The 16,652-nt window shown below is 43.9% G+C and carries 17 protein-coding genes and 1 tRNA gene; 9 read left to right on the forward strand and 9 right to left on the reverse strand.

Annotated features, from left to right (window positions below; genetic code table 11):
* From fadB to RTS09_RS05760, 4 genes are all read right to left on the reverse strand, one after another.
* Positions 1 to 2,157 (reverse strand): fatty acid oxidation complex subunit alpha FadB, encoded by a 2,157-nt coding sequence (gene fadB, locus RTS09_RS05745; RefSeq protein ID WP_312535115.1) that lies wholly within the window; start codon positions 2,155 to 2,157, stop codon positions 1 to 3.
* A gap of 318 nt (positions 2,158 to 2,475) precedes the next feature.
* A complete protein-coding gene (locus tag RTS09_RS05750) occupies positions 2,476 to 2,856 on the reverse strand; it encodes a 5-carboxymethyl-2-hydroxymuconate Delta-isomerase (protein ID WP_312535117.1) in 381 nt (126 codons plus the stop codon).
* Positions 2,857 to 2,867: 11 nt separating this feature from the next.
* Entirely contained in the window at positions 2,868 to 3,338 is a 471-nt protein-coding gene (gene ybaK, locus RTS09_RS05755; RefSeq protein ID WP_312535118.1) for a Cys-tRNA(Pro) deacylase, read from the reverse strand.
* Positions 3,339 to 3,545: 207 nt separating this feature from the next.
* Positions 3,546 to 4,046, reverse strand: a complete 501-nt coding sequence (locus RTS09_RS05760; RefSeq protein WP_312535120.1) for a c-type cytochrome — start codon at positions 4,044 to 4,046, stop codon at positions 3,546 to 3,548.
* 538 nt (positions 4,047 to 4,584) lie between these two features.
* Between RTS09_RS05760 and rpsU the strand changes: the two genes are divergently transcribed.
* Positions 4,585 to 4,800, forward strand: a complete 216-nt coding sequence (gene rpsU / locus RTS09_RS05765) for a 30S ribosomal protein S21 (protein WP_007115522.1) — start codon at positions 4,585 to 4,587, stop codon at positions 4,798 to 4,800.
* A gap of 131 nt (positions 4,801 to 4,931) precedes the next feature.
* The gene (locus tag RTS09_RS05770) at positions 4,932 to 5,378 is read left to right on the forward strand and encodes a GatB/YqeY domain-containing protein (RefSeq protein ID WP_138018538.1); all 447 of its coding nucleotides are present in this window, start codon (positions 4,932 to 4,934) and stop codon (positions 5,376 to 5,378) included.
* 65 nt (positions 5,379 to 5,443) lie between these two features.
* Here RTS09_RS05770 and RTS09_RS05775 read toward each other — a convergent pair whose 3' ends face one another.
* From RTS09_RS05775 to RTS09_RS05790, 4 genes are all read right to left on the reverse strand, one after another.
* The gene (locus RTS09_RS05775; RefSeq protein ID WP_312535122.1) at positions 5,444 to 6,070 is read right to left on the reverse strand and encodes a Maf family protein; all 627 of its coding nucleotides are present in this window, start codon (positions 6,068 to 6,070) and stop codon (positions 5,444 to 5,446) included.
* Positions 6,071 to 6,088: 18 nt separating this feature from the next.
* Positions 6,089 to 6,574: a rod shape-determining protein MreD gene (gene mreD, locus RTS09_RS05780; protein WP_159676651.1), complete on the reverse strand. Its 486-nt coding sequence runs from the start codon at positions 6,572 to 6,574 to the stop codon at positions 6,089 to 6,091.
* A gap of 11 nt (positions 6,575 to 6,585) precedes the next feature.
* A complete protein-coding gene (mreC, locus tag RTS09_RS05785; protein WP_036598406.1) occupies positions 6,586 to 7,413 on the reverse strand; it encodes a rod shape-determining protein MreC in 828 nt (275 codons plus the stop codon).
* 166 nt (positions 7,414 to 7,579) lie between these two features.
* Positions 7,580 to 8,611, reverse strand: coding sequence for a rod shape-determining protein (locus tag RTS09_RS05790; protein ID WP_065253383.1), 1,032 nt, complete (start codon positions 8,609 to 8,611; stop codon positions 7,580 to 7,582).
* A 617-nt stretch (positions 8,612 to 9,228) separates the two neighbouring features.
* On the opposite strand from RTS09_RS05790, the gene gatC reads away from it, so the two are divergent.
* The 7 genes from gatC to RTS09_RS05825 all read left to right on the forward strand — a co-directional run bounded on the left by gatC (position 9,229) and on the right by RTS09_RS05825 (position 14,555).
* Positions 9,229 to 9,531 (forward strand): Asp-tRNA(Asn)/Glu-tRNA(Gln) amidotransferase subunit GatC, encoded by a 303-nt coding sequence (gatC, locus tag RTS09_RS05795; protein WP_036598404.1) that lies wholly within the window; start codon positions 9,229 to 9,231, stop codon positions 9,529 to 9,531.
* A 57-nt stretch (positions 9,532 to 9,588) separates the two neighbouring features.
* Positions 9,589 to 11,085: an Asp-tRNA(Asn)/Glu-tRNA(Gln) amidotransferase subunit GatA gene (gatA, locus tag RTS09_RS05800; RefSeq protein WP_312535123.1), complete on the forward strand. Its 1,497-nt coding sequence runs from the start codon at positions 9,589 to 9,591 to the stop codon at positions 11,083 to 11,085.
* An 11-nt stretch (positions 11,086 to 11,096) separates the two neighbouring features.
* A complete protein-coding gene (gene gatB, locus RTS09_RS05805; protein ID WP_312535126.1) occupies positions 11,097 to 12,593 on the forward strand; it encodes an Asp-tRNA(Asn)/Glu-tRNA(Gln) amidotransferase subunit GatB in 1,497 nt (498 codons plus the stop codon).
* 46 nt (positions 12,594 to 12,639) lie between these two features.
* Positions 12,640 to 12,716, forward strand: a tRNA-Pro gene (locus RTS09_RS05810).
* A 163-nt stretch (positions 12,717 to 12,879) separates the two neighbouring features.
* Complete coding sequence (locus tag RTS09_RS05815; RefSeq protein WP_312535129.1) at positions 12,880 to 13,155, forward strand: hypothetical protein; 276 nt, start codon at positions 12,880 to 12,882, stop codon at positions 13,153 to 13,155.
* Between the two features lie 98 nt (positions 13,156 to 13,253).
* Complete coding sequence (locus tag RTS09_RS05820; RefSeq protein ID WP_312535131.1) at positions 13,254 to 13,751, forward strand: L,D-transpeptidase family protein; 498 nt, start codon at positions 13,254 to 13,256, stop codon at positions 13,749 to 13,751.
* A gap of 195 nt (positions 13,752 to 13,946) precedes the next feature.
* Entirely contained in the window at positions 13,947 to 14,555 is a 609-nt protein-coding gene (locus tag RTS09_RS05825; RefSeq protein WP_050324646.1) for a nitroreductase family protein, read from the forward strand.
* Between the two features lie 295 nt (positions 14,556 to 14,850).
* Here the strand turns inward: RTS09_RS05825 and RTS09_RS05830 are convergent, their stop codons facing one another.
* On the reverse strand, positions 14,851 to 16,398 hold the full coding sequence (locus tag RTS09_RS05830; RefSeq protein ID WP_312535133.1) for a CYTH and CHAD domain-containing protein: 1,548 nt from the start codon (positions 16,396 to 16,398) through the stop codon (positions 14,851 to 14,853).
* Between the last annotated feature and the right edge of the window lie 254 nt (positions 16,399 to 16,652).

Here is a 16,652-nt window from a genome sequence, read left to right on the forward strand (position 1 = left end):
TTACGCTTGTGGGTAAAAAGTTTTACCATTTGCCGCCATATCACGAATCATTTGTGGCGCTTCATAGGCTTTACCTAAGCTTGCGTATTTGTCGCAAAGGGCTAGGTAATTTTGTAGACCGATTTGGTCGATGTAACGACATGGGCCACCACGGAATGGCGGGAAACCAATACCCATAATCATCGCCATGTCTGCTTCTGCAGGCGTCGATACGATGTTGTCCTCTAAGCAGCGAACCGTTTCATTACATAATGCAATCATCAGACGATCGATGATTTCTTGGTCTTCAAACTGTTTTGGCGCATCGATAAATGGTTTTAATAATTCAACGGTTTGTGGATCGGCAGTTTTAACTGGCTTACCTTTTTTATCCGTTTCGTATTTGTAGAAACCAACGCCATTTTTTTGACCTAAGCGATTGGCTTCAAACAATATCTGACCGCTCACTTTGTAGTCTGGTTTCATACGGTCTGGGAAGCCTTCCGCCATGACTTCTGCCCCGTGAACCCCTGTGTCGATACCCACAACGTCCATCAAGTAAGCAGGACCCATTGGCCAGCCAAATTTTTCCATGACTTTGTCGATTTGAACAAAGTCAGCACCTTGTTTGATCAATAAGTCAAACGCACCGAAGTAAGGGAATAATACGCGGTTAACTAAGAAGCCTGGGCAATCATTTACCACCACTGGCACTTTACCCATTTTTTCTGCTAACGCTACCGTAGTCGCTACTGCTTCTTCGCTTGATTTTTCACCACGAATTACTTCAACTAGGGGCATACGATGGACTGGGTTAAAGAAGTGCATGCCCACGAAGTTTTCTGGGCGCTCTAGTACCGAAGCTAGGTAGGTGATAGAGATGGTCGAAGTGTTAGATGCGAGGATACAGTTGTCTTTAACTAGCCCTTCAACTTCTTTTAATACCGCGTGTTTAACTTTTGGATTTTCAACAACCGCTTCAATCACGATGTCAGTCTCACCAAAATCACCGTAGTTGAGCGTAGGACGGATACGGCTTAAAGTTTCGCCCATTTGTGCTGGGGTTACTTTACCGCGTGCCATACCGCTTGATAGGTGTTTGCTGGCCTCGCGCATACCTAAGTCAAGTTGCTCTGCCTTGATGTCTTTCATGATGATTGGCAAGCCTTTTGAGGCGGCTTGGTAAGCGATACCACCACCCATGATACCTGCGCCCAATACAGCAGCTTCTTTAATATCATGCGCTTTGGCGCTGTGAGTTTTAGCAAGTTTACGAACGGCTTGGTCGTTTAAGAATAGACCGACTAGGCTTTCTGCTTGTGGGGTTTTTGCTGCTTTTGCAAAACCTGCAGATTCAATTTCTAACGCTTTGTCACGTGGTAGGTTCACCTGTCTTTCGATGGACTCTAAGGCAATTTTTGGTGCTGGGTACTGGGCTGGATTGGCTTTTGAGAACAGTACACCTTTGGCTGAGTTAAATGCCATGGTTTGTTCTAGGGCATTTAATTTGACTGGATTGATTTTTTCGTCATGGCGTGCTTTCCAATCTAGATCGCCTGCGATACATTTTTTGACTAAATCAATCGCTGAAGCTTCTAACTGGTCAGCGGCAACAACCGCATCCACCATACCGACTTTCAATGCAGCGGCTGGTTTTTGTGCTTCGCCAGTTGCGATGATTTCTAAAGCGTTATCGATACCGATGATACGTGGCAAACGCACTGAACCACCAAAGCCTGGGAAGATGCCCAATTTAACTTCGGGTAAACCGATGCTCGCTTTGTCACTCATGACACGGTAGTCACACACCAACGTCATCTCTGTACCGCCGCCCATGGATGCGCCATTGATTGCCGCAACTTTTGGAAAAGGCAAATCTTCAAAACGGTTGAATGTTTTGTTGATGTCAAGTACCCAAGAAGCAATCTCGCCTTCTGGTTTTTTGAAATTACCAACAAATTCAGTGATGTCCGCACCAGCGATGAAAACTTTTTTTCCTGAAGTAACGATGAGACCTTTAACGTCTGAAGATTGTTCTAATGCCGTGACTGCTTCGCCAAATTCTTTGATGGTGGCTTGGTCAAATTTATTAACGCTCTCAGTTTGATTATCGTAGTTTAATTTAGCAATACCGTCTTCGAGTAGCGATACCGAGATGCTATTTCCTTGATAAATCATTGCTAACTCCTTGAGTTATGTTGAAATCAACGGGGAAAACCGAAAAAATGATGTTTTGCACGATGTCTTTATATGATGTCTTTAAAAGATGCTTGTTAAAAGATGCTTATTAAAATTTTTACATACCGCAGACAAAACAAAATCTTGACTAGTTTACTATGTTTGCGATAAGTTGAGAATAACGCAAATGACTGTTTAGTCATTGGCTAGCAACGGGCCGCTGCTACTGCAGGTTTTGTTGCCAAACCTACTATCTTGCCACTGGGCAAAAGTCAGCAAAAATGTGCTTAAAGTAGCCAATTTTTATCCCTAAATCCTCTATTTGAATTCGACATACTGCTTGACATAATTGGCGCTTAGCGTGGTGGAATTGACGCAAATCTGTAAATTGCCAGCAGGCACCTCACTTTCGAATTCCTGCAGATGCGCTTTGATAGCATCGGCAATGCGCTGCGCCAATGATTGAATGGTAGCGTCATCCCGCCCTGGCATCAGATAAAAATGCGCCATAACAAAGGCTTCATCTCCGCTATTGGTCAGTCCTACTAAGACATGATTTGGGTAGTAGATACGTGATTTGATATCACTTTGTAGCTTAAAGTTGCCAGACTGCCATAGCGTATCATTGACCCGCGCTAACAGGTTATCGGGCTGACTAATAATGTGGTTGTGACTCACTTCAATAATGACATTGGGCATGGTGTTATCCTTTATTCTTGAATTAAATCTGCAAACTTGGCGTTTACTGCGCCTGCTAAATCTGACGGTGACAACTCAATCTCCAAGCCGCGTCTACCGCCACTACAATAAATGGTCGCAAAGTGTTGTGCCGACTGATCGATGACCGTGGGCAGGCGTTTTTTTTGACCGAGCGGGCTTACCCCACCTAGCACATAGCCTGTGGTACGTTCTACCAATTTGGGGTCTGCCATTTGGGCTTTTTTACTACCGATGGCTTTGGCGATTTTTTTTAGGTTTAGTAAATGCTCAACAGGCAGTATCGCAACAGCGAGTTTGTCATTGTCATCTTGCACCACCAAGGTTTTAAATACCCGCTTTGGCTCAACTTGTAGTTTTTCTGCTGCTTCAAGCCCATAGCTTTCACTATGCGCGTCGTGATGGTATTCATGTAATTGGAATTTGATTTTTAGTTTTTTGGCAAGATTAACGGCAGGTGTCATGGCGGTTTCTTAACAGGGTTTGGTGATTGAACATAGTCATTCATCATAACCAAACTGCGGGTTAAAACAAAGCACATTGGGTATAAAAAACGTATAAAAAAACCAGCCAACTATTTTGCTAGTGACTGGATTTAGTAAAGTGCTAGATACTAGTTGTTGCATAGGCTTGAACATATAGCCTTTATTTTATAAATGGCGCATTACCCATTAGCTTGCTTTTGAGACCATATAATCAACGGCAGCTTTTACTTCATCATCTGAGGCTTGGCTACCGCCTTTGGCTGGCATTACACCGGCTTTTCCTTGATAGCCGCTGATGGCGTGTTTATACAGCGTGTCTTTACCTTGCGCAATGCGAGGTGCCCAAGCGGCTTTATCACCAAATTTTGGTGCGCCCATCAAGCCTGCCGTGTGGCAAGTGGTGCATACACTACCAAACAATTTTTCGCCAGCATCAGCAGAAACTTGGGTAGCGGTTGCTGTCGTCGTGGTGGCAGCGGCTGAGGCGGCTGTCGGTGGCACAAATGAAGCAGGCTGTGAAGCCACTGGCATGGGATGGTTTGCACGAGCGATTTCACCTTGCTGTGCGGCAATTTCTTCGGTTGGTTTGCTTTCAGCTGACTCATGCTTACTACATGCGCTCATGGTAAGACCTAAGGCAAGCATAAGACTGGCTAGCGTGGCATTGCGTGTTGATATCGGTAGCATAACCTTTTCCTTTCAAATAAGGTGAAATCTAATTTCACATCAATGTATAAATTTTTAATAGCCCTACAAACTGTTTTTGCATGGTAATGTTTTACGTGGTAATGTCGACTGGCAAATGGCTAGTACGACATCTAGCGCTATGTTGTTATCACATGAGAAGTAGTGACTATATTAGCATTACTGCCGTATGAATAAAATAACATTTTAAAGCCACCTTGCTAAATCATTACTATCATTGTGTATTTTGTTACAATAACCGGCAAAAATTTTTTACTGGTTAGATAAAACAAGGCAATTGGCTAGGAGGAGGATTTTTTAATTTAACAGGTTATGAAAAAGCTAAAATTTACATTGACTTACATTCAATATTTAGTTAAAATTCGCACCTATTTTTATCCTAATCTGAGCTGATGCCAAACCATGGGTAGGTTGGCTAATAATCACCTATACAGCCGGATTAATGTTCCTGACCCACTAACCCCGCTTTGTTGATAGCATTTTCATTTTCTATCAATAAGCCTAGACTTAAGGAGTCTACATGCCAGCAGTAAAGGTAAAAGAGAACGAACCTGTAGATATCGCAATTCGCCGCTTTAAACGTGCTTGTGAGAAAGCCGGTATTTTAGCAGATGTACGTAAACATGAGTTCTATGAAAAACCAACTCAAGAACGTAAACGCAAAAAAGCAGCTGCGGTAAAACGTTACAAAAAGAAAATGTCACGTGAATCAGTACGCACGACTCGTCTTTACTAAGGTAATTTGTCGACAGACAACCCAATACCAGTAAATGATAAAATCCACTTTGTTAAGTGGATTTTTTTATGCTATGTTGCTAACCACAATTTTAAAAACGCCATTAGCTAACATTAGGGAGCGTTAAAACCATGACTACCATAAAAGACACCCTGACCGATGTGGTCAAAACCGCCATGAAAGCGCGTGAGCTTGAAAAAGTTAAAGTGCTACGCAACGTACAAGCGGTGATAAAACAAATCGAAATTGACCGCCAAATAACGCTCGATGATCCAGGTGTACTAGACATCTTACAAAAGCAAACCAAGCAGCGCCAAGAGTCGCTCGCGATTTTTGCCGCCAATGGTCGGGAAGACTTGGCACAAAAAGAACAATTCGAGATTGATGTGATTAGTCAATTCTTGCCACAACCCATGAGTGAAGCAGAAATTGCCAATCTGGTAGCTGCTGAAATTGCTGAGCAAGGTGCCACTTCAATGCAGCAAATGGGCGCTGTGATGAATGCGTTAAAAGTCAAAACCGCAGGTCGCGCTGACCCCGCTTTGATCTCAAAGTTGGTCAAAGCGACATTGGGTTAACCCTTTAAAACATGATAAAAAAGCCATAAGATTTGCACTTATGGCTTTTTTTAAGTTTATTTTTACTAATGGGCTTGCATCACCTGAGAAAGCAAGTCTAAAGTTTCTACCAGTGGCAGTCCAACCACATTGCTATAGCTACCGTCAATCGCTTTGACCCACGCAGCGCCCAGCCCTTGAATGGCATAACCGCCAGCTTTGTCTTGTGGTTCACCCGTATGCCAATAATGCGTCATCATGCTGTCAGTGAGTGCGATAAATTTGACATCAGTTCTCACCACAGTGCGCTCAGCATAATCCATCTGCCATTGACCGCCCCGCTGCGCCAGTCGGCTCACTTGCACCGCGGTCCATACTTGGTGCGAGGCATTGCTCATTTGCCGCCACATCGCACAGGCATCGGCAAAATCGTTAGGTTTTTGCAGTACTGCCCCATCCGGCAATACGCCAATAGTATCGGCGGTAATTACCACACACTCGGTCATAGCGGTTGGCAAAACTTGTAAAGCAGCTTGCGCTTTTTGACTCACCATACGCCCAATATAGTCAATCGCTGCTTCCTCTGCTAGCCGTGTTTCATCAATGTTGACTGCCGCGCAAGTATGTGGCACCGCAACTTGATCTAACAACTCACGCCGTCTGGGTGAGGTGGACGCCAAGATAATCGGTATAGTGGCATTAAATTGATACATAATAACTTCTCAATACGCTCATCGCGTATAACGCAGCATGACAGCGACTAACAGCGGCCAAATTAAGGTACTGACGGCAACGGTATAAAGTAATTGGGGTGCAAACACCCCTTGGGTAAATAAATGCAGAAAAATTAACGCAAGTTGATAAATCAGCAAACAGGCGCCAGCAAGCAGCCATACCAAGTTTGAGGACAGTTGGCGTAAATAACCACTGACAAATTTGATAAAAAATGCCACCAGCACCGCACATAAGGCTTGCTGACCGATTCGGCTATCTGTGAGTAAATCAGCAAACAGACCAACCACAAACGCCAATCCCATGCCAATCAAAGTCGGTTGAAATATCAGCCAAAAAATCAGCATCATAATCATCCACATCGGACGAAATAGCGCAATCTCTGCCGAAAGCGGATACACACTGAGTACCGATGCGATAATAAAACTGATTGCCATCACAATATATAAATGCTGTTTGGTTTTTTTGCGCTGAACGACGACCATAATCAGTGATTTTAAACCTTTTGCTGAAGCAGTAAAACATAAGACGTATTGATAAAATTGGCAGCGGGTTTCACCATAATCTTGGCATAGCCCCCCGCTTGCTCGGCTTCTACTTTTGCCACGCGCCCAACAGGAAATCCGGCAGGAATACGACCGCCAAGCCCTGATGAAATCAGCTCATCGCCAATGCGTACATCTGACGCCTTAAAGATATAATCTAGCACCAAATACTGCGGATTACCTTTGCCCGATACGATGGCTTTTTGCCCGGTACGTTTGATAGTCACTGCAACGGATTGTTGGTCATCGCTGATTAACACCACACGGCAGGTATCGGGATAAACATTGACGACTTGTCCAAGAATGCCGTTTTCATCAATCACCGTTTGCCCGACAATCACCCCGTCTTTGCTGCCTTTATTGATGACCACCATTTGCCGCAGTGGATTGCTATCGGTACCAATCACGTGCGACAACAGCAAATTAAACTGGTCTGGCGTGGTGGCGGATAAAATCCCTTGCAGTCGGGCATTTTGCGCGACAAGATAGTCTTGCTGCTGCAACTGCGCTTTGGCGTGGACAAGCTCAGCTTTTAACTGGACATTCTCACGGCGTAACGCTTCTTTTTCGGTCATGGTACTATCAAGCCAACCTGCAAAAAAACTTGGATAAGCCGATACTTGATAGATGGGCTGCATGGCGGCATGGGTCACGGTACGTACTGGCTGAAACCAACTGCTATTTTTACTATCCAATAACATCAGCACAATCGCCGCAAACACCACAATAAGGGTCTTGCGAATGGCGAGTGGTTGTTGGGTAAAAATGGTAAGTGACATAAGTAACATCCAAGTAAAATCCGTGACAGTCAATACAGCAAGCGCTAACAACACGGATAAGGGTAGCAAAAATCTTTTAAAGAAAGCTATCGTAAAATCATCTTGTCAATAAAGCAATAAAACCGCTATTAAAAAATAGCGGTCAACGGTAACACATCAGTTAACATCAGACAAAAATCATATTCAATGCTTTGTTATTGATAAACTCTAACGCTTTACCACCACCTCGGCTGACACAAGTCAAAGGGTCTTCGGCTACCGTGACAGGCAAGCCTGTCTCGCGCGAAATCAGCTCATCAAGATTGCGTAATAGTGCACCACCACCGGTTAATACAATACCACGCTCTGCGATATCGGCTGATAATTCAGGCGGGGTTTGCTCAAGCGCCGCTTTGACACCTGAGATAATACCAGCAATAGGGTCGCTTAAGGCTTTTTGGATTTCGGCGGATGTCACCACAAATGATTTAGGCACCCCTTCTGCCATACTACGACCACGCACTTCCACTTCCAAGGGGTTTTCAGGATCTTCAATTGCCGTCCCTACTTCAGTTTTGATGCGTTCAGCCGTGGTTTCACCAATCACACAGCCATGGGTACGGCGGACATGAGTAATAATCGCTTCATCGAACACATCACCGCCGATACGGATGGAGTCGGCATACACACAGCCTGATAGTGCAATCACCGCAATCTCTGTGGTACCGCCACCAATATCCACCACCATCGAACCACTGGCTTCATGAACGGGTAATCCTGCGCCAATCGCAGCTGCCATAGGCTCTTCAAGCAATAAGGCTTTGTTTGCGCCTGCCGATTCAACCGCTTCACGAATCGCACGACGTTCTACCAAAGTAGATTTACAAGGCACACAAACAATCACGTTTGGATTGGCCAAAAAACGTTTCACTTTCACTTTGTTGATAAAATGCTTGAGCATTTTTTGAGTCACTTCAAAATCGGCAATCACACCGTCTTTGAGTGGACGAATCGCAGTGATATTATCTGGGGTACGACCTAGCATTTGTTTGGCATCAAGACCGACGGCCGCAACGGTAGGATTTTGGGTACGGTTACTACGAAGCGCAACAACCGTTGGTTCATTGAGGACCACACCTTTACCTGGGGTGAAAATTAACGTGTTGGCAGTGCCAAGGTCGATGGCGATATTACTTGATAAAAATCCGAAAAGGCTCATGTATCATTTCCCAGTGATAACAAAACTACACTGCAAGCAAAGCAGAAATTAGCGGGGTGTTTAATCGCACATCGAGTCAACAACGCATTTTTTAAAAGCGTTTATTTAAAAGCCTTTAATGCCGATGTTTCTAATGCCCATGTTTCAAAACCACCCTATTGTGCCCACTAGCAAAAAATCTGAAGCAAGCTACTTACAGCCGCTGTATTTTACATAAAAAATAGCAAGAAACTCTTAACGATTCACAGTTAAAAGGCTATCTTTTTAGATAAAAAAGGTGACGATGATTTTAAAGAGGTTTAGGCAATAGTGACTTTAATGCGATTAATTTGCGTTTAGTAAGAATAGTGCTAGATTATAGCGGTAAAATATCGCAAAATATAGTGATTTAATCACATTCTATCTTTATTCACGAATTTTTTGTGACAAATTATTTAGGTCACATCACCCTATTTTTTCAAATTTGTTATTAAAAGTAACTAAACTTATGCAACTGTTTTTATCAGGTTTTAGCCTCTTTTATTATAGCCTGCTGCTATAATTGGCTGGTTTAAAATCGCATCGAACATTTGCCTTGTTTGTCCGTTTTATTTTTGTTTGTACTTAAGGAACTCATCATGTCGCAGACGCTTTCAACTGATGAAATTATGAACATCGCCAAACTTGCTCGACTTGGCGTGACCGCTGAGCAGGCAGATAGTTATGCCAATGACCTAAGCAAAATCCTATCGATGATGGATATTTTGGCAGAGGTCAATACTGACAATATCGCACCGCTTACCAATGTCCATGATATGACCCAGCCACTGCGAGAAGATGTTGTTGGCGGTAATGGGGTCGAAGTCAATCGTGAGCTAAATCAGTCCATTGCGCCAAGTGTCGCTGATGGCTTATACCTTGTGCCACAGGTCATTGAATAAGCCACAGCTCATCGAATAACTTGTCAAATTTTTGTTAATTAATTATAAGTGAAAATTATGTCTGAACTACATACGTTTTCGGTTGCCCAATTGGCGGCAGGTCTAAAAAATAAAGACTTTAGCAGTACCGAACTTACCCAACATTTTCTTAATCGGATTGCCCAGCATGATAAAGTCATCAACAGCTTTATCACAGTCACGCCTGAACAAGCATTAGCGCAAGCTGCCGCCGCCGATAAATTATTGGCAGAGGGCAAAGGCGCAGACTTGACGGGCGTACCACTGGCTCATAAAGACATTTTTTGTACCCAAGGCGTTTTAACCACTTGTGGCTCAAAAATGCTAGAAAACTTTGTGGCGCCTTACAACGCCACCATCGTTGAAAACTGCCAAAATGCAGGCTTAGTCATGCTTGGCAAAACCAGCATGGATGAGTTCGCGATGGGCTCGGACAATGAGTCATCTTACTTTGGCGCCGTGCACAACCCTTGGGATATCAGCCGTGTACCAGGCGGTTCATCGGGCGGTAGCGCGGCAGCGGTTGCGGCAGGTTTTGCGCCCCTTGCCACAGGCTCAGATACCGGCGGCTCAATTCGCCAACCTGCGTCATTTTGTGGTTTGACAGGGATTAAGCCAACTTACGGACGTGTCTCACGTTATGGCATGGTGGCGTATGCGTCAAGTTTTGACCAAGCTGGCAGTTTTGGTAAAACCGCAGAAGACTGCGCCTATTTGCTCAACGTGTTATCAGGTCATGACAGCAAAGACTCAACATCCGCCAACAAAGATGTGCCGGATTTTGTCGCTAGTTTGACTAGCAAACGCCAAGCCAATGCCAGCCATGATAAACCGCTTCAAGGGTTACGCATCGGCATCCCAACCGAATACTTTGCCGATGGCTTAAATAGCGAGGTTAAAGCCAGTGTAGAAGCGGCATTAAAACAATACCAGGCCTTGGGTGCAAGCTTGGTGGATGTGAATTTGACCAAACCTGAAATCACCCTTGCCACTTATTATTTGCTCGCCCCAGCCGAGGCTTCATCTAACTTATCGCGTTATGATGGGGTGCGTTATGGCTACCGCTGTGATAGCCCAAAAAACTTGGAAGATTTATACACCCGCTCACGTTCTGAAGGCTTTGGTGCCGAAGTACAGCGCCGTATTTTGATGGGTACCTATGCGCTATCAGCGGGTTATTTTGATGCCTATTATGTCAAAGCGCAAAAAGTACGCCGCCTCATCAGCCAAGATTTTACCAAAGCCTTTGAAAGCTGTGATGTCATTGCCACCCCAACTGCGCCAACGACGGCTTATAAAATCGGTGCAAGCCTTAGCCCTGCCGAAATTTATATGGGGGATGTTTATACCATTGGCGTGAATTTAGCCGGTTTACCTTCATTAAGCCATTCAGTGGGTTTTGATGGTGACAATCTGCCTGTGGGCTTACAGCTGATTGCAAAAGCATGGGATGAAGAGACGCTACTGCAAACTGCCGATGCGTATCAGCAAGTCACTGATTTTCACCAACAACTATCACCCATCGCCAAAGCCTAAGGAGCCTTGTTATGACAAACGAAAATAAACCGCAAGCGCCTTTAGTGGATGACTATGAAGTGGTTATCGGTATCGAAATCCACTGCCAACTCAACACCAACACCAAAATCTTCTCATCGGCTTCAACCCTATTTGGGCAAGAGCCCAACACCCAAGCCAATATTGTTGACCTAGCCATGCCAGGGGCGCTACCTGTACTCAACAAAGATGTGGTAGAAAAAGCGGTAATGTTTGGGCTTGGCGTCAATGCTGAAATCGGCATGATGAACGCCTTTGACCGTAAAAATTATTTTTATCCCGACTTGCCAAAAGGCTACCAAATCAGCCAAATGGCGCACCCGATTGTCGGTACAGGCTATATCGACATTGTGGTCAATGAAGGTGAAAAAAACGAATACCCCAAACGTATTCACATCACCCGTGCTCACTTAGAAGAAGATGCGGGCAAATCGGTGCATGATGCGGTGCCACAAATGACAGGCGTGGATTTAAACCGCGCCGGTACGCCGCTGATTGAAATCGTCTCAGAGCCTGATATGCGCTCAGCTGCCGAGGCAGTTGCCTATGTCAAAGCCATTCACCAGTTGGTCACTTGGCTCGGTATTTCTGATGCCATTATGGCGGAAGGCTCATTCCGTGCCGACTGTAACGTCTCCGTGCGAAAACCCGGTGCCGACTTGGGTACTCGCTGTGAGATTAAGAACCTTAACTCGTTTCGCTTTATTGAGCGTGCCATCACGGTTGAAATCGAGCGTCAAATTGACTTGATTGAAGACGGCGGCAAAGTCATACAAGCCACTCGCCTGTACGATCCCGACAAAGACGAAACGCGCTCAATGCGTACCAAGGAAGAAGCCAACGACTACCGCTACTTCCCAGACCCCGACCTTTTACCTGTGCATATTGATACCGCAACTTTTGAACAAATCAAAAACGCCATGCCAGAATTGCCAGTGGCACGTCGTGAGCGTTTTCAATCGGCGCTTGGCTTACCTGAATATGATAGCCGTATTTTAACCGCTAGCCGTTCGCTCGCTGATTACTTTGAGCAAGTAGTGGCAAATGTCGGTCATGATAGCGCCAAACTGGCTGCCAACTGGATAATGGGTGACCTGCTCGGCGCGCTCAACAAAGATGAAAAAACCATTGAGCAAAGCCCGATTTCGGTGAGCCAATTTGCCAAACTGCTAGCGCGTATCAAAGACAATACCTTATCAGGCAAACTGGCTAAACAAGCCTTTATCGCCCTATTCGCTGGCGAAGGCGGTGACGATGAAACAGCCGTGGATAAAATCATTGCCGATAAAGGTTTAAAACAAGAAACCGATACAGGCGCAATTAAGACGATTGTCGAAGACGTGTTGAAAAACAACCAAGCGATGGTCGATGAGTACAAGTCAGGTAAAGAAAAAGCCTTTAACGGTCTTGTCGGTCAAGTGATGAAAGCCTCCAAAGGCAAAGCCAACCCGGCGCAAGTTAATCAGCTGTTAAAAGAACTAATTGGATAAGTTGGTATTGCAAATTCTGTCATTTTTGGTAGAATAGTACACCTTTCGGGGCGTAGCGCAGTCTGGTAGCGCACTTGCATGGGGTGCAAGGGGTCGCGAGTTCGAATCCCGCCGTTCCGACCAAATTAAAAAGGCTTACGTTTTCGTAGGCCTTTTTCTTTTTTAAGTTTTTGTTATACCTATTGTTACAGTATTTTTACGTGAATGTGAAAATAGTTTTTTTTGTTTTGATAGATAATTTATTGATAAAATTTTCTCCCTATTTGACTGTATCTTTTGAAAAATCATGAGCGCGATCATTAAATCATTCCTTGCTAAGTATAAACTGACAAATTTGGCTGCGGCTTTGGTATGGGTGGTTTTACCACTTACTGCGCAAGCCGATAGCGGTCATCAAGCACAAACCAACAAAGATGCGATTGTACGCTCTTGTCCCAATCGTCTATGCCCCGTGGTGCAGACCCTACCCAAAGGCATCAAATTTAGCTGGATATTAGCCAAAAATGGCTTTGTGAACATTGCTGATTCTACCTTATGGGTATCCACTGCTGACATCAAATAACTGATTGTGTGTTTTCAAATTTTTCTTAAAAAGCCTGTCATGAATATGATGGGCTTTTTTGTTATGATAGTCTAAGCTTAATATTGAACGAGTCGATTATGCCTTACCCAAAAATCATTATTTCAATTGAAAAACAACAACTTACTTTACATCTGAGCCCCACCCAATCACAAACTTACCCCATCTCTACCGCCAAAAATGGTATTGGACAACTGCAGGATACTGGCTGCACACCGCTCGGTGCGCACGTGATTAGCGAAAAATTTGGTGATAATTTACCTATCAACAGTGTATTTGCGGCACGTCAATTTACCGGCGAAATTTATGACGATCATTTGGCAACTACATTCCCCAATCGAGACTGGATTTTGACACGGATTTTGTGGTTAGAGGGAAATGAAACGGGCTTTAATAAAGGCGCCAATGAGCAAGGGGTGTGTGATACCAAGGCGCGTTACATTTACATTCATGGGACGCCCAATACCGAGCCGATGGGCATTCCGCTTTCTCATGGCTGTATCCGCATGCGCAATCAAGACATTATCACACTGTATGACCAAGTGGATATTGGTACAGCGGTCGAAATTTTGCCGTAAATTTATCAAAATTAACCTTAATAATATATTAGATAAAATTAATAAATACAATTAATGGTTAAAAAAAATTACAAAATAGTTTTTATTTATTAGTATTTTAGGCATATAATAGCCGTGTCACATCAATCGGCTTTAACTTTAATTAATATTAATAAGGTAGATTGATTATCAAATAACAATGAAAAGGAGCTGATTATGTCAGTCGAAACATTACACAATATTGCAGAAACTCGCCGTTCTATCTACATGCTCAATGACCAATTGCCTGTCTCAAAAGATGAGGTAGTTAAACTGGTTGAACATGCCGTGTTACATACCCCCTCTTCATTCAACTCACAATCAAGCCGCTTGGTGGTATTGTTTGGTGAAGATCATCAAAAACTTTGGCAAATTACCGAAGATTTGCTACGCGCGATGGTAAATGATGATGAAAAATTCAAATCAACTGCCGATAAAATGGCCATGTTTAAAGCCGGTGCAGGGACTATCTTGTATTTTGAAGACCAATCAGTGGTCAAAGGCTTACAAGAACAATTCCCGCTGTATGCGCATAATTTCCCAGTATGGGCAGAACACACCAGTGCCATGCACCAATATGCGATTTGGAACGCCTTAGCCGCGCTCAACATCGGTGCAAACTTACAGCATTACAATGGTGTGATTGATGAAAAAGTGGCAGAAACATGGAACATCGATAGCAACTGGAAACTCATTGCGCAGATGGTATTTGGTGGTATCGCCGCCCCAGCAGGTGAAAAAACCTTTGAACCTATTGAAAAACGCTTAAAAGTTTACGGAAAATAATTTTTTAATGTGCACTACAATGCATGTCCTAGTGCTAGTGCTAGTGCTAGTGACAGCAAAAAGCCAATATCTGACGGTATTGGCTTTTTTATATAAATTTGATTGCCATTAACTAAAAAATTAGCTCAGTAAAAACCCGACAATATACCGCATATTATCTACTGTCGGTATCGAAATTAGCGGCTAAATGCTGTCATCCATGACTGACCTAACTAGTCATACAGTGATTGACTGATTAGTGCTTTCTGCAGAGGCAATTTTCTTTAATTCACATGTCTACAATCAAGCCAAACTACTACCAAAACTTTGGCGCATTTTTAACCGTTTTTAGACTCACCGCGCATTGCTCGGCACTCGCTTGCTCACGCCCGCTAAACCAACCCACCGCAAATAGTGCATTTGGGTCGGTTTTGGCTTTTTCCAAATAATTGGCATGACCGACCACGTTGTCATTATATTCACCGAGTACGTCTTGTGCAGGCTCTAAGTATTGCAAGAAAGCATTGAGCTCAGCTGCTTTTTTTCCTTTTTTGCCATTGGTTTGGCTGGCAAAAAGCGGCGCAGCAAACTCACTGACATAACGCAGGCTTTTTAGGTCTTTACGGACACCATGCTGGCTTTCAGTATCGAGACTGGCAAATTTATCACTTGCCACGGCAATCGCGGTAAATAGTTTTTCCAACTTCTTGGCAACAGTGGCTTTGGCTTTTGGGTTGTCCGCAGGTACGGCTAAATGGGTAAAACCAATCAGCTCTAAGAGCAGAATTTGAAAATCATTGGCTCTGACGGCATCAATCGGCATGATATCGACTGCCGTTGACCACTCGACATGCGGTGCACCGACTGACTCTAGCAGGGGCTGGGTTTTTATTTGCAAGATTTCTTTATCGCGATACTCCCCTAACAAGCTAAAGGTTTGTTTGAGTACCATCAGCCAATTTGGGTCAATATAATCTTGGGCAAATTTGAAATGTTTGAGGGCAGTACGTAAACGCCGAATGCCGACACGCAGTTGGTGCACTAAGTTGCCATCGGGACTGCCTTCAGCAATTGCAGAGGCATTGGGCAAAATCTGCACTAGGCAGTTATTGACCACTGCCTGCAAAAACGCAAATTGGCTGATGCCTTTATGTAATTGCAGCACAGCCAAATCCGCTTTGACAGGCTCGGCAAATTGCTTATTCGCGAGTAGCAAACTACCCCGCTGGGCTTTGGTAACGGTTGATAAATATAATTTGTATTTTTTGCACCAAGTTTTTGCAATGTCAATCAAATCACTTGGGTCACCTTCAAGCAGCTCAAATTCAATTTCATGAATATCCGATTGGGTTAACCCATGATTATTGGCGTGTTTTTGTGAGTTTAGGCGACCTATGCCAACCTTACCGATATCATAAGCGATTTCGATGCGGCTGTTATTTTTCTTAATTTGGCGAGAAGTGCGCTGCACATCGGTGAAATATTGCACGGTTAAGGCTTGAGCGAGCTGGTCGAGCGGCATGATGTTCGTCAGCTGCGCTACGACTGTTGGCTCTGTAATCAGTGAAACATCGGGCACAAAGCTACTAACATCAAGGGTATCTGGCGTACCCGTCAGGCTCAGCACGGTATTGAGCTCAACGCGTTTGGCAACGCCATCACCCGCTGTTTTGAGGGTTTGTACCCATTGGCTGTCTTCAAAACGAATACGCAGGGCGATGCCTTGTTTGGCAAGGTCTTGATTGGCGGTATCAAAGTAATACGCAGATAGGCGCTGTTGCCGCGCAGTTTTGGTGTCGATGCTTTTTCTTAAGACGCTTTGTTGATAGCTTGGGACAGCAAACTTGAGTTCTAGTTCGTGCATGATGGTGTCGATTAACCTATATAGCTAACGGATAAAACACCATCATAGCACAACTTTGCTTTTTAAAAATAACCACTTGGCTCATTTGTTGTTGGTAAAATTTTAAAGCATTTACATAACGCTCTATGATAAGTGATGACCAGTTACGCAATCACATCCAAACCTTCTTCTTTTAGCGATTTAAAGTCAGGTATTGATATAAAAAAAATCCATTTTAAGCTATCATAACCACAAAATTTTGATGAATTTTGTAA

It is taken from the genome of Moraxella sp. CTOTU47618 (assembly GCF_032017425.1).
GTDB classification, from domain to species: domain Bacteria; phylum Pseudomonadota; class Gammaproteobacteria; order Pseudomonadales; family Moraxellaceae; genus Faucicola; species Faucicola tetraodonis.